The organism is Metabacillus sp. B2-18, from assembly GCF_021117275.1.
Taxonomy (GTDB): Bacteria; Bacillota; Bacilli; order Bacillales; family Bacillaceae; genus Metabacillus.
Genome location: NZ_CP088245.1, coordinates 2,237,336 through 2,259,368 on the forward strand (window position 1 = coordinate 2,237,336; position 22,033 = coordinate 2,259,368).

Here is a 22,033-nt window from a genome sequence, read left to right on the forward strand (position 1 = left end):
CTGACACTGGCAAATCTACTAGTCATTATTGGAACTTCCATAATTTCTTAAACATGAATGAATAAAAAATTGCATTGTAACTGTTTTTTACAAAATTCTATTTAGTTTGTTACATAATCCTACACAATCATAGACTGAACCTCTTTAGTGAAGGATAATTTAGAAAATTCCAAAAATATTATCTGAAGTAAGAGGTGGATAATCCTTGAAACAAACACATCTAGCGATCGAAATGCAAGATATTGTGAAAAAGTTTGGTTCGGTAGTTGCCAGTGATTCTGTTAACTTTTCTGTCAAAAAAGGGGAGATTCATGCCTTATTAGGTGAAAATGGTGCAGGGAAAAGTACCATTATGAGCATGCTTTCCGGTATTTATAAAGCAGATAGTGGCACTATTTCTATACATGGTAAAACATGTCAGATTCGTTCGCCAAAGGAATCAATGGAATTAGGGATTGGAATGGTTCATCAAAACTTCCGTTTGGTCGATACACTAACAGCCATTGAAAATATTATTCTTGGTGAAAAGGGCCAAATATGGCGAGGCCCCTCTTGGTTGAAGAAAAAGAGCGAAGAAATAGAAATAATCTCAGAGCAATATGGACTAAAGTTTCCTACAAATGTTCCAATCTGGCAATTATCCGTTGGAGAGCAACAGCGTGTAGAGATTGTAAAAACACTTTATCGGGGTGCTGACATCATTATTTTCGATGAGCCTACATCTGTTCTGACTCCTTTCGAAGCAGAGCAATTATTTCAAACGATGAAGAACCTAAAAAAACATGGGAAAACAATGATCATCACAACTCACAAACTAAAAGAAGTGATGGAGGTTTCAGATCGAATTTCTGTTATGCGAAAAGGAAAAATGATTGCTCACCGAAATCGTGCTGATACGTCAGTTGAAGAGTTAGCGCAATTGATGGTCGGAGCCTTACGTACAAAAGGGGTAACAGTTACATCAGAGCCAATCGGAAAACCAGTTATAGAAGTGCGAAATCTTTCCGTTCAAGGAGAGCGTGGGGTGCTTTCGATTGATCAAGTTAGCTTTACGATTCATGAACATGAAATTGTGGGGGTGGCTGGTGTTGCAGGAAATGGACAGAAGGAACTTGCCGAAACGTTAACAGGGCTTATCCCGTGGAAAAGCGGATCCATCATGTTTAATCAAGAACAACTAATTTCTCCTACCGTTCAGAGTTTAATAGATAAAGGAATTGCCCATATTCCTGAGGATCGTATGAAAAGTGGTTTAGCAGGAAGCTTAGGAATAGTTGATAACTTACTATTAAAAACATATCGAACAACTAAACGTACAAAATGGGGTCTTCTCCAAAAGAAACAAAATAGTGAATGGTCAAGAAAATTAGTTGAAACATTTGATGTTAAAACAGCTGACCTACATAGCCCTGTTCGTCAGCTTTCAGGTGGTAATCAGCAAAAGCTATTATTCGCACGAGAAATTGATCAAGAGCCGAAGCTGATGATTGCTGTACATCCAACACAGGGGTTGGATGTTGGAGCTACAGAAGCTGTTCATCAGATGTTGCTAAATCTTAAGCTTTCAGGAGGTGCCATTTTACTCATATCGGAAGATTTAGATGAAGTAATGAAATTGTCCGATAAAATTTTAGTTTTATATAACGGAAAAGTGAACGGCGTCATCTCTCGGGCAAAAGCTGAAAAAGAGTATATTGGCCAACTTATGGCTGGTTTGGATGAGCGGAAGGAAGGAGCTGTTTTATGAATCAAAAAACATCTGCTGAACAAGCTGCTGTTGAAATACAGGGTTCTAAAAAGAAACTAGAATTGCCTTTTCGATTAGAATATGACCCACATAAAAAGTCGAGCAGCTGGTTTGTACCACTTTTATCAATACTTATAGCTTTATTTATTTGTGCTGTGTTTATTGCAATCGACGGGATGAATCCCATTACGGTTTATGGAAAAATGCTGCAAGGTGCATTTGGCTCTGCTTTTGGTATAAGTGAAACACTTGTAAAAGCGACCCCTCTTTTACTTTGTGGGCTCGGTGTGGCCATTGCTTACCGAATATCGATCTGGAATATTGGTGCAGAAGGGCAATTTTTACTAGGAGCAATTGGAGCAACAGCTATCACCATTTACTTTCCAAACTTGCCTGGAATCGTTTATATCCCACTTATGGTCATCGTCGGAATAGTAGCTGGTGCTGTATGGGGATTACTTACCGCCTTACCTCGTACCTATTTTCAAGTAAATGAACTGATTACTTCCTTGATGTTGAACTATATCGCTCTCTTGCTGTTAGATTATTTTGTTTTTGGACCATGGAGAGATCCTGAAGGCTTTAATTTTCCTGGAACTCCAATGTTTTTACCTTCACAATTACTTGCCACAATAGGTGATACTCGACTTCATATTGGAGTATTGTTTGCAATAATCGCGGTTGTTTTATTTGCATTTCTCATTTTAAAAACCCGTTGGGGCTATGAATTAAGAGTATTAGGTGCTAATCCATCAGCGGCTAAATACGCCGGTATCAAAATTAATAAACACATTCTCCTAGTTATGATGATTAGCGGAGGGATGGCAGGGTTAGCTGGAATGATTGAGGTATCTGGTGTTGCAGGAAGGCTCATGTATGGTATTTCACCAGGTTATGGATACACAGCTATTATCGTTGCATGGCTTGCCAGATTAAATCCATGGGCAATGATTGTTTCGTCGATTTTTATTGGTGGCTTAATAGTCGGTGGTTATAGTGTTCAAACCATTGGCCTACCATCTTCTATGTCCCTAATGCTTCAAGGTGCCATTTTATTTTGCTTAATTGGTGGAGAAATGCTTAGCAAATTTCGTGTGAAAAAGTAAGAAACAAGATAACCGTGATTTTCGTTTATTAAAAAAATAAGGAAGGGAGGCACGACAATGGATGTTTTCATTTTGCTCTTAACAGCAGCCATATCATCTGGTACACCATTGCTGTTTGCAGTACTAGGAGGAATTTTAAGTGAAAAAGCAGGCGTCATACATCTTGGCACTGAAGGCATTATGCTAATTGGGGCAGTCATGTCATGTATTGTTTTTATTGAAACCGAAAGCTTGTTCGTAACATTTATTGCCTGCTTATTAGCCTCAGGATTCCTCGGACTTATTCATGCATTTTTAAGTATTAGTTTAGGTGCTAATCAAATTGTGAGTGGGTTAGCGATCACTTTATTCGGTACGGGACTGAGTGCGTATTTAGGTAAATCTGTAGCGGGAATTGCGTTACCGGTTTCCGTTCCGAAGGTGGAGCTAAGTTGGCTGGAGTTCATCCCTGTGATCGGTAAGGTGTTTTCAAACCTCGATCTTTTCATTTGGATGAGTATCGTGTTAACGATTGTTCTTTATTTATATATGTACAAAACTTCATGGGGCCTTCATTTAAAAGCGGTTGGTGATAGTCCTTCAACTACAGATGTGATGGGGATTTCAGTAACAGGTTTTCGTTATTTTCACGTCATTTTCGGCTCGATGCTTATGGGACTATCAGGATTTTATCTCATCATGGCCTATTCACCGAACTGGATAGAAGGAATGACAGCTGGAAGAGGATGGATTGCGATTGCTTTAATTATCTTTGCTCGCTGGAATCCTATCTACGCATTATTTTGCGCCTATTTTTTCGGTGGCCTTGATGCACTTGGTTTTCGTATTCAACTATTTGAAATACCGGTTCCATCTTATTTTCTGAAAATGATTCCCTATCTTGCAACGATTGTAGTCTTAATGTTTGTTGGCTGGAAAAACAGAAACAAACCTCCGATTGAACCAAAGTCATTAGGAGTTCCGTATTTCCGCGAGCAACGATTTTAATGATCAGATCACTTAAGGAGGTGGTGTATCCGGTAATTGAATATATTTTTTAAAAATAAGGGGGATATTGAGTTGAAGAAAAAAATAATGGGCTTATTTGTATTGATCATGATGTTCATGGTTATTGTTGCTTGTTCTCAGGAGTCTTCACAGCCTGCTGAACCTGAGACAACAGAAGAAGAAACAGAAGCAACAAAAACAGAATCAGAAACAGAGGAATTACCAAAAGTAGCCTTTGTTTATATTGGTGTACCTGGTGATGGAGGTTGGACGTTCGAGCACGATAAAGGAAGACAAATGGTTGATGAAACATTTGGTATTACCTCGACAACAGTAGAAAATGTTCCGGAGGGGCCTGATGCTGAACGTGTTATTGAAGAACTTGCTCAAGATCATGACATTATTTTTACAACAAGCTTTGGATATATGGATCCAACTGTGAATGTAGCTAAAAAATATCCTGATGTTGTGTTTATGCATGCAACTGGTTATAAAACCGCTGAAAACCTGGGTACATACCAAGGGAAAGGGTATCAGCCCGGATATTTAGCTGGGATTGCGGCTGGAAAGTTAACAGAAAACAATAAAATTGGTTATGTTGGTGCCTTCCCAATACCAGAGGTTATTTACACAATTAATGCTTTCACATTAGGTGCACAAAGTGTAAATCCTGATATTGAAGTTTCAGTTGTTTGGAGTAATACATGGTTTGATCCTGCAACCGAAAGACAGGCAGCTATGACACTATTAGATGAAGGTGTTGATGTTCTAGCAAACTACCAAGATTCACCAGCGGGTATACAAGCTGCTGCTGAACGAGGGGTTTGGGGAATGGGGAATGACTCTGACATGAACAAATACGCTCCTGAGACTTATGTAACGAATCCAACTCTTAACTGGGGACCTTATTATGTTGATGTTGTGCAAAGTGTAATAGATGGGACATGGGAAACGAATTCCTATTATGGAGGTTTAAAAGAAGGAATGGTGGATTTAGCTCCATTCGGTAAAAATGTACCACAGGATGTTCAGGATGCTGTTAATACGAAAAAACAAGAAATCATTGATGGAACTTTTGAGGTATTTAGTGGTCCGATTTATGATCAGTCAGGAGAAATTAAGCTCGATGAGGGAGAAACAATTCCTCTTGAAGAAATTCTTAGTATGAACTGGTTTGTTAAAGGTGTAAAAGGAACAATTCCAGAATAATCGGAAAGGATGACATGTCATGCAAGTGAAAGATCCTGTTTTGTTTCATCAATGGCATCCGGTCCTATTATCGAAAGAGTTAGCTGATCTTCCAAAGGCTGCTGAAGTTCTTGGTGAAAAGATTGTCATATTTCGTACGTCTCAAGGTGTGCATGCTTTTAAAGATTTATGTATTCACCGCGGAGTACCACTGTCATTAGGTAAGGTTGTGAATGATGCAATTGTTTGTCCATATCATGGATGGACCTATAATACGTGTGGAACATGCACAAAAATCCCAGCAATGCCAATAGGAAAGGCGATACCAAGAAAGGCAAAAGCCATTACTTATCATTGTGTTGAAGAAGCCGGGTTAGTATGGGTCTGCCTGGGTCAACCAGAACATCACCCCGCTATTGGTGAAGAAAATGTGGGCAATGAATTGGTTCGTGTTGAAATGGGGCCTTATGAAATCAATGCAGCAGGGCCACGGGTTGTTGAAAATTTCCTAGACGTTTCACATCTTATGTTCGTTCATGAAGGACTTCTTGGAGACAGTCAGTTTCCTGAAATTGGTGATTATGAGGTGCATGAGCAAGATGGAGTTCTAGTTTCTGATGAAATCGACATTTATCAACCAGATCCAGATGGAAGAGGGCATGGCGTCCATGCAAAATACACGTATAAAGTCTTTCATCCACTTTGTGCAGGGTTTACAAAAAGAATTGATCATTCTGAAGAGTTTTTTGATCTTTATCTTATCGTTTCACCAGTAAATGAAGAAAAAAGTAAAGCGTTTATGATTATGGAACGCAATTATGCGCTCGATGAAGATGAAAAGGTATTTGTGGATTTTCAAGACCTTTTAATTGAACAAGACAAAATTATTGTAGAAAATCAAAAACCAGAGTTACTTCCACTTGATCTTCAAGCAGAGCTACATTTAAAGAGCGATAGAGTTAGTATTGCCTACAGAAAAATGTTAAAAGAAGTAGGATTATCATTTGGAACTGCATAAAAATAAATGTAGGAAGGCTGTGAAAGCCTTTCTTTTTTCGTATATCGAATCCTCTTACTCTATTATTTTTTTAAAATATAGTACTCAAAGAACAAACACATGCATAGGATAATTTTAGATACTAGACATTAGATGAAAAGAAAGAGTTGTTATTATGGCATTAAGTAAAAATCGATTAATTGGACGAAATGCAATTATGCTGTTGTTATCTGAAAATCCTAACGAACAGCTTCAATTCCTTCAACAAAACAAATGGAGGGGCTGTTTGGGGAAAGTGGGTTCGATGGAGGCGAATAAAGTCGTTGCATCTATTGAAACAGCAGCAAAGAAAAATGGCATCATTCAGTCTGATGTTTATCGTGAATCACATGCATTATATCATGCGATTATGGAAGCCTTACATGGTGTAACGCGAGGTCAAGTACAGTTAGGTTCAGTGTTACGAACCGTTGGACTTTCTTTCGCGGTTTTACGTGGCAATCCATATGATCATGAGCAAGAAGGAGATTGGATTGCTGTCTCGTTATACGGAACGATCGGAGCTCCAGTAAAAGGCTCCGAGCATGAAACGATTGGCCTTGGTATTAATCATATATAAAGTGCCCATAGTTAATAGATAAGCAGGGGGCTATATCATGAAATCTTTGATTTCATTGATATAGCTCCCTTTTTTATTGACCCTTTAATCAACTAAAGGGCAGGAGGGGAGTCGTAAAGATGATTTTGCTAGATGGAGAAAGCTTAAGCTTTTCTACTTTACTAAAAATCCTATTTGAAGGAGAAGAAGTTGGATTCTCGGATGAAAGCTTAAAACGTGTGGTGGCAAGCAGAAAAGCGGTTGAAAAAATCGTTTCCGAGGAAAAAGTTGTTTATGGTATTACTACAGGATTCGGGAAATTTAGTGATGTGTTCATTGAAAAAGAAGACGTTGAGCTCCTTCAACTCAATTTAATTCGTTCACATGCATGCGGAATTGGTGATCCGTTTCCAGAAGTTGTTTCACGAGCAATGCTTGTTTTACGTGCCAATGCCTTACTCAAAGGTTTTTCGGGTGTACGTCCTATTATCATTGAAAGATTAATTGATTTGGTAAATGCCGAAATTCATCCTATTATTCCACAACAAGGCTCTTTGGGCGCAAGTGGTGATCTAGCTCCACTTTCACATCTTGCTCTCGTGTTAATAGGAGAAGGTGATGTGCTGTATAAAGGTCAAAAAACAACAGCAATTCAAGCACTAGAGCAAGAATCGCTTTCCCCAATAACCCTTACAGCAAAGGAGGGGCTAGCCCTTATTAATGGCACTCAAGCGATGACCGCAATGGGCGTAGTTGCCTATCTAGAGGCAGAAAAGTTAGCCTATCAAGCTGACTTAATCTCGGCTGTAACCATAGAGGGTTTAAGGGGAATTCTGGATGCTTTTGATGAGGATATTCATCTTGCTCGTGGATATAAAGAGCAAATTGACGTAGCGAACCGAATTAGATCCTATTTATCTGATAGTCTACTAACGACGAGACAAGGAGACATTCGCGTACAAGATGCCTATTCAATTAGGTGCATTCCGCAAGTTCATGGGGCTACATGGCAAGCGTTAAATTATGTGAAAGAAAAACTTGAAATTGAAATGAATGCAGCAACAGATAATCCGTTACTTTTTCTTGGTGATGAAAAGGTATTGTCTGGTGGAAACTTTCATGGCCAGCCGATTGCCTTTGCTATGGACTTTTTAAAGATCGCCATTGCAGAATTAGCCAATATCTCTGAACGACGAATTGAAAGATTAGTAAATCCTCAACTAAATGATTTACCAGCCTTTTTAAGTCCTGAGCCTGGTCTACAATCAGGTGCGATGATTATGCAATATGCCGCTGCCTCACTAGTCTCGGAAAACAAAACATTAGCACATCCGGCTAGTGTTGATAGTATTCCTTCATCAGCTAATCAAGAAGATCACGTTAGTATGGGAACAATCGCGTCACGACACGCTTATCAAATTATTACAAATACTCGGCGAGTGCTAGCGGTAGAAGCAATTTGCAGTATTCAAGCGGCTGAATTTCGTGGTGTTCAAAAGATGTCAACCGTTACAAGGAAATTTTATGAAGAAGCAAGACAGGTTGTTCCATCCATCGTAAATGATCGAGTTTTTTCGATCGATATAGAAGCAATGCAACATTGGTTAAAGCTCGGAGCAACATCAATACCAACTAGCCTGGAGGGAACAAAATGAATTCAAACTATGTGGAGAAAATAAAAAGATATAGAGGTACAAAACTCAATACAAAAGGATGGCAACAAGAGGCTGCTCTTCGGATGTTAATGAATAATTTAGATCAAGATGTTGCCGAAAATCCTGAGGAGCTTGTTGTATATGGTGGAATTGGGAAAGCTGCACGAAATTGGGAAAGTTTCGATACAATCGTCACATCTCTAAAATCATTAGAAAATGATGAAACACTGCTCATTCAATCTGGTAAGCCTGTTGTTATTTTTAAAACACATGAAAATGCGCCGCGTGTTTTGATGGCCAATTCCAATCTTGTTCCGGCTTATGCAAACTGGGATACGTTTCATGAACTCGACCAACAAGGACTTATGATGTACGGTCAAATGACGGCGGGCAGCTGGATTTATATTGGTTCCCAAGGTATCGTTCAAGGCACATATGAAACATTTGCTGAATTAGCAAAACAACATTTTCACTCTTCTCTTAAAGGGACGATTACGTTAACCTCAGGACTTGGAGGAATGGGTGGGGCACAACCTCTTGCTGTTACGATGAATGGCGGGGTTTGTCTTGCAATCGAAGTAGATGAAAGAAAAATTGACCGGAGAATAACAACGGGTTATTTGGACGTAAAAGCTTATTCAACAGAGGAAGCGATACATGTAGCCGAAGAAGCGAAGAAAACTGGTAAAGCATTATCAATTGGTTTACTAGGTAATGCATCTGAACTGTTATATAACATGATTGAACGTAATTTTATTCCAGATATTTTGACTGATCAAACCTCTGCTCATGATCCATTGAACGGATATATCCCCACAGGAATGTCCCTGAAGCAAGCAGCTCAGCTACGAATTACAAATCCAAAAGAATATGTAAAGCTTTCGAAAGCTTCTATAGCCAGTCATGTAAAAGCCATGCTCACAATAATGGATAAAGGAGCGGTCACCTTTGATTATGGAAACAATATTCGTCAGGTCGCTAAAGACGAAGGAGTAGAAAATGCTTATAAATTCCCAGGTTTCGTACCAGCTTATATTCGCCCGCAATTTTGTGAAGGAAAAGGTCCCTTTCGCTGGGTAGCATTATCAGGTGATCCTGAGGATATTTATAAAACAGATGAAGCGATAATGCGTACGTTCAGTGAAAATAAGCACTTATGTAATTGGATTAAAATGGCTCAGGAAAAAATTAAATTTCAAGGCTTACCTTCGCGGATATGCTGGTTAGGCTACGGCGAACGGGCAAAATTCGGGAAAATTTTAAACAACATGGTAGCAAGTGGCGAACTAAAAGCACCAATTGTGATTGGGCGGGACCATTTAGATGCAGGCTCGGTAGCTTCGCCAAACCGTGAAACTGAGGCAATGAAGGATGGCTCAGATGCTGTGGCAGATTGGCCAATTTTAAACGCAATGATCAATGCGGTTGGTGGTGCCACATGGGTTTCTGTTCATCATGGTGGTGGAGTTGGAATGGGATATTCCTTACATGCAGGTGTTGTTATTGTAGCGGACGGCACGAAAGAAGCTGATCAAAGAATTCAACGTGTACTCACAACAGATCCAGGTATGGGTGTTGTTCGCCATGCTGATGCTGGCTACAAGCTTGCAATGAAAACAGCTCACCATCATAACATTCAAATGCCAATGCTTGAAAAGGGAGTTGATTCTTGTGAGTAAGCCGATCTGGATCAAACATGCTGCTCAATTGGCTACACTTGCTTCAAATATAGATGGACCTCGTTCAAAAACAGCTATGTCTGAGCTCGGTATTATTGAAGATGGTAGCTTATGGATTGAATCAGGGGTTATCAAAGCAGTTGGTACAACAGACGAACTGAGGAATACTTATAGAGACGTAATAGACTCCGCTGAAATCATAGATGCCTCAAATAGCTTGGTAACACCAGGCTTAGTTGATCCTCATACACATGTTGTTTATGGTGGCAGCAGGGAACGGGAATTTGAAATGAGGCTGCAAGGCTCAACCTACATGGACATCATGAATGAGGGAGGAGGAATTCATGCTACAACTAGCATGACGAGAGAGGCAACGGAAAAGGAATTAATTCAACAAACAATAACCCGCCTAAATTCCTTCTTGGAGCATGGTGTAACAACAATTGAAGGAAAAAGCGGATATGGCTTAAACCTTGAAACAGAGCTAAAGCAACTCAAAGTCATGAAAGAGCTTCAACAAATGCACAGCATTGATTTGGTAGCAACCTTTATGGGAGCACATGCAGTGCCAAAAGAATTTAAAGGTCGTGAAGAAGAGTACGTCGATTTTATTATTTATGACATGTTACCAGTTATTGCACAGAAAAATCTTGCACAATTTATCGATGTTTTTTGTGAAAAAGGAGTTTTTACATGTGAGCAATCTAAACGAATAATAGAGGCTGGAAAGCACTATGGCTTGATACCAAAGATACATGCAGATGAAATTGTTAATACCAAAGGTGCAGAACTAGCTGCAGAGGTAGGAGCGATCTCCGCTGAACATTTACTTAAAACATCAAATCAAGGAATCGAAAAGATGGCTGAAGCAGGAACGATTGCTTGCTTACTACCTGCTACTGCTCTTTATCTTCGCGAACAATCAGCACAAGGGAGAAAAATGATTGATCATGGTGTGCCGGTTGCTATCTCAACCGATTGCAACCCAGGTTCTTCACCAACTACTTCCATGCCACTTGTGATGAACCTTGCCTGTATTAATATGAGGTTAACACCTGCCGAGGCCTTAACCGCAGCAACCTATAATGCAGCTTGTGCTATTAACCAACAGCATAAAGTTGGTTCTTTAGAAGCTGGAAAGCAAGCTGATATTGTACGCTGGAAGGTAAAAAACTATCAAGAATTACAATATCTATTCGGTGTTAATCATGTGAAAACGGTGTGGAAAAAGGGTGTGAAGGTGGTAGACAGATGAAAAAGCATTGGCTGAAACCACCAGAATGGTCTTGGAATTCTTTTAGTGATGAAAACCCAACATCAGTTTCTCAATGGATTAAGTCACTTCAAAGCTTTCAGGACATACCAGATTTAATCGTATACGGTGCACCAATTTCTCGTTCATCCATTAGTGTTTCAGGCGCATCATTATATCCTTCTGAATTTCGAAGAATGTGGAAAAGTTTTAGCACTTATAACATTGATGAAGATGTGGATCTTGCTTCTTTTAATGTTGCCGATGCAGGTGATATTGACATGCATACAACAGATATTCCATTGTCACATCAAAGAATTCAGCAAACAACCGCATACCTCACCAAATGTTATCCAACTTCTCGAATATGTATGATAGGTGGTGATCATTCAACAACTGCTTGTGCTGTTCGAGGAATCAAAGAAATGTATCCATTTGAGAAAATCGGGATCTTACAGCTTGATACCCATCTTGATGTTCGAGATCCACGAATATTAGGTCCGGCGAATGGAACCCCCATACGTCAGTTGATTGACGACAATACTGTTATGGGAAAGCATATAATGAATATCGGGCCACACGGTTATTTTAATGCAAAATCACTTATTGATTACGCAAAGAAACATAGCATCAACATCATTACCTTACAAGCAGCGAGAAAAGAAGGTGTTTCCCAAACAGTGAAAGAATCTCTTCAGCATTTATCAAACTGTGTTGACCGAATTTACGTTACCGTTGATATGGATGTTCTTGATATTTCCTTTGCTCCTGGAGTACCAGCCTCTACACCGGGAGGTATGAGCACATCAGAATTATTTGATAGCTTAATAGAAATTGGGAAGGAACCAGCCGTTAAACATATAGATTTTGTTTGTTTAGATCCAAGTAAGGATTCATCTGTTCAAGAAACAGTGAAGATTGGCTGTTATGCATGGCTTCAGTATGTAACGGGGTGTGTGTTGCAAGATAAGGAATAGGGGGGACAGCTCATTTTAAAGATGGGCTGTTTTTTTATTCAGGGTGTGAGAAATATCACCGAGCTATCCATTATAACAAGGTAAACTTAACTCATAGGAAGAACCTTCCTTAAAAGAAAAGTAGGGAGAGATGATCATGAATATGGTCTATGAGAATATCCTTGTTGCAATTGATGGATCAAAAGAAGCTGAGTGGGCTTTTCGAAAGGCCGTTAGTATCGCAAAAAGAAACCATGCACACTTAATATTGTGTACAATTATTGATTCAAGAGAAGTAGTGTTAACATCCTATGGGTTACCAATCGAACCAGCATTTATTGAACATGCTGAAAATTTTTCACATTCTCTATTAACAAAATATAAAAATATCGCAATTGAAAACGGGTTATTAAATGTAGAAGCAATTATCGAATATGGCTCTCCAAAAGTAAAGATTGCAAAAGAAATTGCACCTGAAAAGAAGGTGGACTTAATCGTTTGTGGTGCAACAGGAATGAACGCCGTTGAAAGAATATTTGTCGGAAGTGTATCTGAACACATTTTACGATACGCAAACTGCGATGTATTGATCGTTCGAACAGAAAAAGAAGAAGAATAAAGTTTTAGGAGGAGTAGTAATGAATCTAATTATTCACAGCAAAAATCTTGAATTAACCGAAGCTTTAAAAACCTATGTTGATCAAAAAATTGGTTTGGTTATGGAGCACTATTTTGAAGACACAACAACTTTCCAAATTCATATTAATTTATCTACCTTCAAAAATAATCACTGTATTGAAGTAACTATTCATCTTGGTGATATAACCATTCGAGCAGAAGAAAAAACAAACGATATGTATCAATCTATTGATCTAGTAGAAGAAAAATTAAAAAGACAAATTCGTAAATACAAAACAAGAAGAAATCGTAAGCTGCGAAAAGGAAAAATAATTGAACAAGCTCCAGTGTTTGAAATCCCGACAGCAGAGCAAGAGGAAGAGGAAATTGTTCGTATTAAACAATTTCAATTCAAACCGATGAGTACAGAAGAAGCGATACTACAAATGAATTTACTAGATCATCAGTTCTTTGTCTATCAAGATGCGGAAACAGATCAATTTAGTATCGTATACAAACGGAAAAACGGTCAGTATGGGTTGATTATTTCTGATGAAAAAATTGCTGTGAACATGTAATTTAAGAAAGTTCCTCATAAGAGGGAATTGCTGATATATGGCAGTTCCTTTTTAGATTGGAGAATGACCATTCTTGTCTAATTGAAGATAAATGTTAGAAACACTATTTTTTTAGGTAACTCCTCCATTTCTCATTTATATTATTCTTGTTATTTAGTATAATAAGTTCAATCCTAGTAAGTTAGATGATTATACAAAGAACTCCCTTTAAAATAACTGAAATTTTGAGTGAAACTACATATCTTATTAAAAAATAGTAGACTACAATAAATTACAAGATCTATTGTAAGCGGTAACATATTTTGATACTAAATAAAATATGAGGGGGATTGGAAATGTATAAATTGCCAAATGGTGAAGAGATTTTTATCATTGATGCTCATATTGCTTTATGGGATGGCAGTAAAGAAAATCAGTTGAACATTCACGGTGATCAATTTATAAGTTGCTTCTATGATTATCATACTAACTTAAGTCCAGATGAGTATATTTGGCCAAAGGAAAAATTTTTAAAATACGACCCTGAAACACTCGTGAAGGATGTTTTTATCAAGGGATATTCAGACATCGCCATTTTCCAACCTGTATATTTAAAAGAATTTTATAAAAATGGATTTGGAGATTTTGATGCAAATGAGGAATTGGCAAAGAAATATAAAAATCGATTTATTTGTAACGGTACATTTGATCCAAGACACGGAGAACGTGGACTTGAACAATTAGAAGAAAATAAAGAAAAGTACAATTGGCAAGGGGTAAAACTATATACAGCCGATTGGTATGGTGATTCAAAAGGATATAAACTATCAGATCCATGGGCTAAGCGATACTTAGAAAAATGTTTAGAACTTGGGATTAAGAATATTCACGTGCATAAAGGACCTACTATTACTCCACTAAATCGCGATGCATTTGACGTAGCAGATATTGATGATGCAGCATCCACCTTTCCAGATTTAAACTTCATTGTTGAACACGTTGGTTTACCTAGATTAGAAGATTTTTGTTGGATTGCTACACAAGAAAAGAATGTATATGGTGGTTTAGCTGTTGCCATGCCGTTTATTCATTCGAGACCCCGTTATTTTGCAGAAATTATTAGTGAATTACTCTATTGGATTGGAGAAGACCGTATTTTATTCGGTAGTGACTATGCTATTTGGGAACCTGGCTGGCTTATCGAGAAATTCATTGAAATGGAGCTACCTGATGATATTCAAAAAGAAACAGGTGCAAACCTGGACTTGAATGTAAAAAAGAAAATCTTAGGTGAAAATGTTGCAGCTTTATATAATATTGACATTGAAGCCCATAAGAAGTTACTTAAAGACTGTTCGCTAGCTAATCATTTTGCTTAAACCTTGAACCGAAAAAGGAGAGGGGATCGTATGGAAAAGGAGAAGCAAGTATATCAAATGCTTGATCAAGTATACGACCCGGAACTTGATCAGCCCTTAACAGAATTAGGATTTATCGATCATATCGTCATTGAAGGTTCAATTGTGGAAGTTATCTTTCGTTTACCGACTTATTGGTGCTCACCAAACTTTGCTTACATCATGGCGGAGGATATTCATAAGTATGTATCATCACTTAATTGGGTGGAAGAAGTAAAAGTGAACCTAATTGATCACTGTGCATCCAATGAAATTAACCAAGGTGTTACAAAAGGAAAAGCATTCAGTGAATCACTTACCGCTTTTAGCGGGTCTGACGGTGATTTGGATGAACTACGTAAAACATTTCAAATAAAGGCGTTTTATGCAAGGCAAGAAAAAATGATCAAACACCTCCTTTATCAATTAGACATGACTAAGGAGAAGATCGTCAGTATATTACATTCGGATTTAATATCTCTTAATCTATCAAAAGAAGGTCAATTGATTAGGACAAAGTATTTTGAAAAGAAAAACCTTTTCAATCACTCTAGTCCACTTGCCTTCACAACACCAGAAGGGGAATCCCTTACTATTGAATCATTTTCAGATTATTTACTTGGTGCTAAAAGAACAAGATTAAGCATGGAATTCAATGGTCACTATTGTAGAGGTTTACTAGAAGCAAGATACAAACTGCCGTCTATAAAAGAGCAAGAAAGCACAATTAATAACTGAATATTTAGAATGTTAATGCATTCTTAATATAAAATTAATTTGTAAAGGGGAACTGTAAACATGAGTAAAAATGTACTAATTGTAACTGGTGATGCTGTGGATTGCTTAGAAATTTACTATCCTTACTATCGCTGCATTGAAGAAAATATATCAGTGACAATCGCTTCTCCAACGAAGAAGAAGCTTCAAACCGTCTGTCATGATTTTCTTCCTGAAATGGAGACTTTCACTGAAAAACTAGGCTATAAAATTGAATCTCATGCATCTGTTGATGACATTAACCCTGCAGATTATGATGGTCTTATTATCCCTGGTGGACGTGCGCCGGAATACATTCGTATGAATCCAAAAGTACAAGAGATCACTGCACATTTTCTAAAAGAAGATAAACCAATGGGAGTTATATGTCATGGTCAACAAGTACTTACAACTGTTCGTGAGCATATTAAAGGACGTGAAATGACTGCCTATACAGCTTGTCGTCCTGAAATTGAAGCTGCTGGAGCTACATATATCGAAGAAATGTTACATGTAGATGGCAATTTAGTAACAGGTCATGCTTGGCCAGACCTGCCAAGATTTATGAAAGAATTTTTCAATATTCTTAATGTGAAGGAAGAAGCAAGCGTATAAATGAATAATCCAAGAGACTGTGGAGGTTTCCTCTACAGTCTTTTTTAAAAAGGGTTTATTTATATTGCTATTGCTTACAATTAGTTTCCAGACTTGTGCAGGTGAGAGATTTTTATATCGAGATTATTCTCAATCTAATATGCAAAGGATATGATTTTAATATGCGGCTTGTCCCTGAATTAGCAAAAAAAATTGTTAATGAAGTACAGCTTGTAATGACAGAAGATACCATTGTTGTAGATCAGAATGGCTACATTATCGCTTCGACAGATTCAAATAGAGTAGGAACCTTTCACGAAGGGGCAAATATCGTGATGAAAACAAAGAAAAAACTTTATATTAATGAAGAATTCGCTACTCATTTACAGGGGGTAAAACCTGGAATTAATTTACCGATTATCTATGAAAATGATGTCATTGGTGTGATTGGAATAACTGGGATTCCAAAAGACATAGAACCTTTTGCAGAACTTATTAGAAGAATGACAGAACTCATCATCAGAGAGGCAAATTATATTGAAAAAAAAGAATGGAAAACAAGAGGGCTAGAATCCTTTTTCTATGAATGGTTATACAATCAAGACGTTGATGAGGAATTTATTCACCGAGGGGAGATTCTTGGAATCTCATTTAACAATGCATATCTATGTATCCTTATCCAACTCGATTCTCAATTATCTCAAGAAAAATTAAAGAACATCCAATTTTTATTAAATAGTTGGTTTACAACTGAGTTACTCAGAGATCAAGATGACTATTTAGTCCAATGGGGACAAGACCGATTTGTATTATTAAAAAGCGCAAAAAGGGTAATTTCAATGACTGGATTACAATTTATGCTAGAAACTTGTAAGCAATATTTTGCTAATCATCACCAAACAAACTTATCAATCGGTGTAGGAAAAACAGTTGAATCCAAATATATTTATTCGTCATATCAAGAAGCGAAAAAGGCTCTAAAAGTCGCAGAAAAAAATAATTCTGTTGTCTTTTACGACTCTTTATTGTTAGAGATTATTCTAGAGGAGATAAACGAAAAGACTAAAAATGAATTCATTCATCGAGTTTTGTCTAGTATCAAAGAGGACGATGATTTAATTGAAACTTTAAAAACTTATTTTTATTATAATCAATCTTTAAAGAATACAGCTGATGCATTACATATTCATATTAATACTTTACATTATCGACTGAAACAAATTAGAGATATAACAAACATCGATCCAAAAAGTGCTGAAGGAACAACTTTATTTTATATTGCCCTTTCCTATTATCAATTAGATAAACAACCAAAAACTCAACATGTTTTCTAGCTATTTTCGTATTTTTCTCCATCGTTCTCATCGTTTTCTACCATTATAATTAGGTCAAAGAGATAAAGTAGGGGGAATTTCAATGCTTGATACTTCCATAAAAAAACAATTTATAAAAATTGTTGGAGACAAATATTTTCAAGATACAGCTGAGGCTAGACTCGTATACTCTTACGACGCTACACCGAATTTTCAATCATTGCCAGACGCTGTAATCATGCCCGAAAACACTCTCAAATTCAGCAAATTATGAAACTATGCAATGATGCCAAAATTCCAATTGTCCCGAGAGGTTCAGGTACAAATTTAAGTGCTGGTACATGTCCAACGCACGGAGGGATTGTTTTAACATTTAACCGAATGAATCAAATTTTAGAAATTGATGAAGACAATCTAACAGTTACTGTCCAACCTGGGGTTATTACATTAGATATGATTCATGCCGTAGAGGAAAAGGGATTATTTTACCCACCAGATCCAAGCTCAATGAAAATCTCAACAGTAGGCGGCAACATAAATGAATGCTCTGGTGGTCTTCGAGGATTAAAATATGGAGTAACAAAGGATTATGTATTAGGACTTAAGGTTGTACTTCCGAATGGAGAGGTCGTTCATACAGGTGGAAAGCTTGCAAAGGATGTTGCTGGTTACGATTTAACAAATTTATTCGTTGGATCTGAAGGTACACTCGGAATTGTCACCGAGGCTACATTAAAGTTGATACCAATCCCCGAAACGAAAAAAACACTGTTAGCCTTATTTCAAGATATGGATGCTGCAGCTAAAACGGTATCCGCCATCATTGCGAATAAAATCATTCCAGCTACATTAGAATTTCTAGATCAATCAACATGTGAGGTAGTGGAAGAATTTGCAAAAGTCGGTCTTCCAACAGATGTTAAGGCTGTTCTGTTAATTGAACAAGATGGTCCTTCCGAAATTGTAGACAGAGATGTTCAACATATTTTGAAAATTTGTCATGAAGGAAATGCTGTTTCAGTAAAATTAGCGAAAACAAAAGAAGAGGCTGAGGGTTTAAGTACAGCACGGAGAGCAGCATTATCTGCCCTCGCACGTTTAAAACCAACAACCATTCTAGAGGATGCGACTGTTCCTCGCTCGAAAATAAGCGAAATGGTTGCAGCGATTAATGAAATTGCAGAAAAATATTCTTTAAAAATCTGTACTTTTGGTCATGCAGGAGATGGAAATTTGCACCCAACTTGTTTAACAGATGCTCGAGATACTGAAGAAATTCACAAAGTAGAATTAGCTTTTGAAGAGATATTTTCAAAAGCAATAGAATTAGGTGGCACGATTACGGGGGAGCATGGAGTAGGAGAGATGAAATCACCATATTTAGCATGGAAAATTGGAGATAGTGGGGTATCAGTTATGAAAGCAATTAAACAGGCTTTTGACCCAAACGGCATCATGAATCCTGGAAAAATGTTTGCAAAAGATACTCGTAAAAGAGTGGTGGTAAATACATGAAACAATCTGTGAAGGAAGACATTCAGAAAGGTTTTCAAGAACGATTAAATTATGATGAACTCATGAATTGTATGCGATGTGGATTTTGCCTGCCTTCATGCCCAACGTATGGACAGACAAATCAATATGAAGCTTCCTCACCCAGAGGAAGAATTGCCCTTATGAAAGGCGTAGTTGACGGTTTGATAGAGCCTGATGCAACCATTGAAAGACAGTTAAATCAATGCTTAGGCTGTCGCGCTTGTGAACCTGTTTGTCCCTCTGGTGTAAAATATGGTCATTTACTTGAAGAAGCACGCGATGTGATTCAACAAAAAAAGAAACATACATGGCCAGTCCGAGTTTTAAGACATTTTATATTTGATGAACTATTTCCCAAAAAAGAAAGAATTAAAAAAGTTCATCATCTTCTTTCAATTTATCAGCAAAGTGGTATTCAAACCTTTTTTCACAAAACAAAGCTACTGTCATTACTCCCTGGGAACCTAGAACAATTTGAAAAGGCTTTACCTATAGTTCCTTCTAAGAATGAAATGAACAATAGGCCAACTTATCTAAAAGCCAAGAACCAAACGAAGCGAAGAGTAGCTTTTTTTTCCGGTTGTTTAATGGACACTATGTTTATGAAAATAAATGATGCTACGTTAAAACTTTTACAACAAGCGGGATGTGACATCTTTATTCCAGAACAACAGGGCTGTTGTGGAGCTCTACATGCACACAGTGGTGAGAAAAAGACCGCTAAACAACTTGCAAAAATAAACATTGAAGCGTTTGAAACTTTAGATATAGACGATATTGTTCTTAATGCAGGTGGTTGCGGTGCTCTTTTAATCGAATATGATCATCTTTTAAGAGATGAACCTGAATGGCAGAAAAGAGCCGAAAAATTCGCCGAAAAAGTAAAGGATTTTTCTGAAATTTTAATTGAACTTAAATTTAATGAAGATCATTATTTATCACTACCTGATCAAACGGTTACATACCAAGATTCTTGTCATTTAAGAAATGTAATGAAAACATCGAGTGCACCAAGAAAATTACTTAGAGCCATTGATGGTACATTCTATAAAGAAATGAAAGGGGCTGATCAATGCTGTGGTTCTGCAGGTGTATATAATTTAACGGAACAAAAGATGTCGATGCAGATATTAGATGATAAAATGATCAAGGTAAAAGAAACGAAAGCACAGACGATTGTAACTTCAAACCCTGGGTGCTTGTTACAAATGAGGTTAGGTATTATTAGAGAAGGATTACAAGATTCAGTAAGAGCGGTTCACTTGGCAGAGCTACTAGCAGAATCAATTAAAGAGTGAAGACAAAAAGGAACTGCCTGATTATTAGGTTTTCCAGCTTTCTCAATAACACGGTCTTGGTTAATTGCTTTGAAGGCGTTCTTGATAAGCTCGTGTTTCTTGCGAAAAAAGACTGTAAACAAACTTGATCATCTCGAGTTTGTCTACAGTCAGTCATGAAATATTAAGAGCTAACAAGTTTCTCAAAAATGATCTCATAATATGCCGCTGAACCATATGCAGCGGTGCCGGGTGCAAAAATTTGAACCAGTCTCCAACCGTCTTTTGCATGTTGTTCAATGATCTCCTGATATTCAGCCTTAGGTTTACCACTCCACTTCCCAATTTCAACTTTTTCAAATTTATATTCAAACATTGTTCATTCCTCCTAGTTTTTTCTCCTATTATCTACGAATAAAGAATCAGATGCGTTTCATTTTTCTTATATCGTGCAAAAAATCAAAACTAGTAAGCTATCTATTGATCACTTTTACTAGTATATAAAAACTCTTTCATTCGACATCATTCGATATTTTAAGATAATTTTAGCAATATTCAAAAGATAGAGAACATATAAATTTCTTTTGAAGGTATTAGGTTAATGATAGAGAAAACCCTTACAAACCAAAACTACTTTACCTACTTAACCTATGTCACTCTATCTCACATATCATTTGACAAATCTACCATTACCTATGGTAGTATAATTATGTGTTTACACAAAATTACCAATAAAAGGGGGCTTTACAAATATGATGAAGAAATTTCGTAGTAGTTTTCTGTTCATCATGATCTTATCACTTATGATGGTCATTGCTGCATGTGGCGGCGGGACTGGAGGCGGTGATGAGGGAGCTACAGGTGGAGAAGAAGGTAATGACACAGGTGGCGAAACTCAAAACCTTAGTCTTTTAACTGGTGGTACTGGTGGTACATATTATCCACTTGGTGGACAAATCGGAAACATCATTTCTGAAAACACAGATGCAAACATAACACCACAAACATCAGGAGCATCTGCAGAGAATATGGAGACATTAAGAAATGGCGAAGCAGAGCTTGCTTTCACGCAAACAGACATTGCTTCATATGCTCTTGAAGGAAAAGAAATGTTTAAAGATGCACCGATTGATAACGTTCAAGCAATTGGTTCACTTTACCCAGAAACAGTTCAGCTTGTGACAACTGCTGATAGCGGAATCACATCTGTTGAAGATTTAAAAGGGAAAACTGTTTCTGTAGGTGCACCAGGTTCTGGAGCTTACATCAATGCGATCCAAGTTCTTGAAATTCACGGCTTAACTGTTGATGACATTAAAGCACAAAACCTATCATTTGATGAATCAACAGATGGTATTCAAGCTGGTAACATTGATGCTGCATTTATTACAGCTGGTACTCCAACTGGAGCTGTTGAAGCACTATCAGCACAAGATGATGTGGTGATTGTTCCAATCGCAGAAGATAAGGTTCAAGAGCTAGTAGAAAAATATCCTTACTATGCGGCAGACACTGTTCCTGGTGGAACGTATAACATCGAATCTGATGTAAGTACAGTTGCTGTTAAGGCAATGTTAGTTGCTTCAAAAGAGCTTGATGAAAACTTAGTGTATGAGATGACAAAAGCTTTATTCGATAACACTGATCAAATCACTCATGCAAAAGGTGAGTTCATTACACCTGAATCAGCACTAGAAGGAATTGGAGATATGGAACTTCATCCTGGAGCTGCTAAGTACTTTGAAGAAAAAGGCATTTCGAAATAACATGGTTAAAAAATCGGTAGATCGCATGGTGCGGTCTATCGATTTCATTTGCAA

At 37.5% G+C, this 22,033-nt stretch carries 19 protein-coding genes and 1 pseudogene; 19 read left to right on the top strand and 1 reads right to left on the bottom strand.

All coding sequences use genetic code 11. The features are described from left to right. Window positions 1–205 precede the first annotated feature (205 nt). The 18 genes and pseudogenes from LPC09_RS11295 (at window position 206) to LPC09_RS11380 (ending at window position 20,234) form a co-directional block, all read left to right on the top strand. Window positions 206–1,747, top strand: a complete 1,542-nt coding sequence (locus LPC09_RS11295; protein WP_331275798.1) for an ABC transporter ATP-binding protein — start codon at window positions 206–208, stop codon at window positions 1,745–1,747. Continuing rightward, the gene (locus LPC09_RS11300) at window positions 1,744–2,853 is read left to right on the top strand and encodes an ABC transporter permease (protein WP_212134815.1); all 1,110 of its coding nucleotides are present in this window, start codon (window positions 1,744–1,746) and stop codon (window positions 2,851–2,853) included. The genes LPC09_RS11295 and LPC09_RS11300 overlap by 4 nt, the downstream gene beginning before the upstream one ends. A 57-nt stretch (window positions 2,854–2,910) precedes the next feature. Then, window positions 2,911–3,840 (top strand): ABC transporter permease, encoded by a 930-nt coding sequence (locus LPC09_RS11305; protein WP_231309537.1) that lies wholly within the window; start codon window positions 2,911–2,913, stop codon window positions 3,838–3,840. Between the two features lie 72 nt (window positions 3,841–3,912). Then, window positions 3,913–5,049: a BMP family ABC transporter substrate-binding protein gene (locus LPC09_RS11310; RefSeq protein WP_231309538.1), complete on the top strand. Its 1,137-nt coding sequence runs from the start codon at window positions 3,913–3,915 to the stop codon at window positions 5,047–5,049. A gap of 19 nt (window positions 5,050–5,068) precedes the next feature. After that, window positions 5,069–6,046 (top strand): aromatic ring-hydroxylating dioxygenase subunit alpha, encoded by a 978-nt coding sequence (locus LPC09_RS11315; RefSeq protein ID WP_121661675.1) that lies wholly within the window; start codon window positions 5,069–5,071, stop codon window positions 6,044–6,046. A gap of 154 nt (window positions 6,047–6,200) precedes the next feature. Beyond that, on the top strand, window positions 6,201–6,644 hold the full coding sequence (gene hutP / locus LPC09_RS11320) for a histidine utilization transcription antiterminator HutP (RefSeq protein WP_121661676.1): 444 nt from the start codon (window positions 6,201–6,203) through the stop codon (window positions 6,642–6,644). A 119-nt stretch (window positions 6,645–6,763) separates the two neighbouring features. Beyond that, complete coding sequence (hutH, locus tag LPC09_RS11325) at window positions 6,764–8,278, top strand: histidine ammonia-lyase (protein WP_121661677.1); 1,515 nt, start codon at window positions 6,764–6,766, stop codon at window positions 8,276–8,278. Then, the gene (gene hutU, locus LPC09_RS11330; protein WP_121661678.1) at window positions 8,275–9,957 is read left to right on the top strand and encodes a urocanate hydratase; all 1,683 of its coding nucleotides are present in this window, start codon (window positions 8,275–8,277) and stop codon (window positions 9,955–9,957) included. Before hutH ends, hutU begins: the two co-directional genes overlap by 4 nt. Then, window positions 9,950–11,212: an imidazolonepropionase gene (gene hutI / locus LPC09_RS11335; RefSeq protein ID WP_121661679.1), complete on the top strand. Its 1,263-nt coding sequence runs from the start codon at window positions 9,950–9,952 to the stop codon at window positions 11,210–11,212. Before hutU ends, hutI begins: the two co-directional genes overlap by 8 nt. Continuing rightward, entirely contained in the window at window positions 11,209–12,186 is a 978-nt protein-coding gene (locus tag LPC09_RS11340) for an agmatinase family protein (protein WP_231309539.1), read from the top strand. The genes hutI and LPC09_RS11340 overlap by 4 nt, the downstream gene beginning before the upstream one ends. Window positions 12,187–12,322: 136 nt before the next feature. Next, entirely contained in the window at window positions 12,323–12,784 is a 462-nt protein-coding gene (locus tag LPC09_RS11345; protein ID WP_121661681.1) for a universal stress protein, read from the top strand. A 19-nt stretch (window positions 12,785–12,803) separates the two neighbouring features. Continuing rightward, window positions 12,804–13,361, top strand: a complete 558-nt coding sequence (hpf, locus tag LPC09_RS11350) for a ribosome hibernation-promoting factor, HPF/YfiA family (RefSeq protein ID WP_121661682.1) — start codon at window positions 12,804–12,806, stop codon at window positions 13,359–13,361. Window positions 13,362–13,696: 335 nt separating this feature from the next. Continuing rightward, window positions 13,697–14,719 carry an amidohydrolase family protein gene (locus LPC09_RS11355; protein ID WP_121661683.1) on the top strand — a complete coding sequence of 341 codons (1,023 nt, stop codon included), beginning with the start codon at window positions 13,697–13,699 and terminating at the stop codon, window positions 14,717–14,719. Between the two features lie 30 nt (window positions 14,720–14,749). After that, window positions 14,750–15,475, top strand: coding sequence for an iron-sulfur cluster assembly protein (locus tag LPC09_RS11360; protein ID WP_121661684.1), 726 nt, complete (start codon window positions 14,750–14,752; stop codon window positions 15,473–15,475). A 60-nt stretch (window positions 15,476–15,535) separates the two neighbouring features. Next, on the top strand, window positions 15,536–16,108 hold the full coding sequence (locus tag LPC09_RS11365) for a DJ-1/PfpI family protein (protein ID WP_121661685.1): 573 nt from the start codon (window positions 15,536–15,538) through the stop codon (window positions 16,106–16,108). A gap of 161 nt (window positions 16,109–16,269) precedes the next feature. Then, window positions 16,270–17,421: a CdaR family transcriptional regulator gene (locus tag LPC09_RS11370; RefSeq protein ID WP_121661686.1), complete on the top strand. Its 1,152-nt coding sequence runs from the start codon at window positions 16,270–16,272 to the stop codon at window positions 17,419–17,421. 82 nt (window positions 17,422–17,503) lie between these two features. Next, window positions 17,504–18,915: pseudogene (gene glcD, locus LPC09_RS11375) on the top strand (glycolate oxidase subunit GlcD). Beyond that, window positions 18,912–20,234, top strand: coding sequence for a (Fe-S)-binding protein (locus LPC09_RS11380; RefSeq protein WP_121661688.1), 1,323 nt, complete (start codon window positions 18,912–18,914; stop codon window positions 20,232–20,234). The pseudogene glcD and the gene LPC09_RS11380 overlap by 4 nt, the downstream one beginning before the upstream one ends. A gap of 163 nt (window positions 20,235–20,397) precedes the next feature. Here the strand turns inward: LPC09_RS11380 and LPC09_RS11385 are convergent, their stop codons facing one another. Continuing rightward, window positions 20,398–20,589 carry a DUF4177 domain-containing protein gene (locus LPC09_RS11385; protein WP_212134830.1) on the bottom strand — a complete coding sequence of 64 codons (192 nt, stop codon included), beginning with the start codon at window positions 20,587–20,589 and terminating at the stop codon, window positions 20,398–20,400. Between the two features lie 379 nt (window positions 20,590–20,968). On the opposite strand from LPC09_RS11385, the gene LPC09_RS11390 reads away from it, so the two are divergent. After that, window positions 20,969–21,979 carry a TAXI family TRAP transporter solute-binding subunit gene (locus LPC09_RS11390; protein ID WP_098797011.1) on the top strand — a complete coding sequence of 337 codons (1,011 nt, stop codon included), beginning with the start codon at window positions 20,969–20,971 and terminating at the stop codon, window positions 21,977–21,979. The last annotated feature ends 54 nt before the right edge of the window (window positions 21,980–22,033 follow it).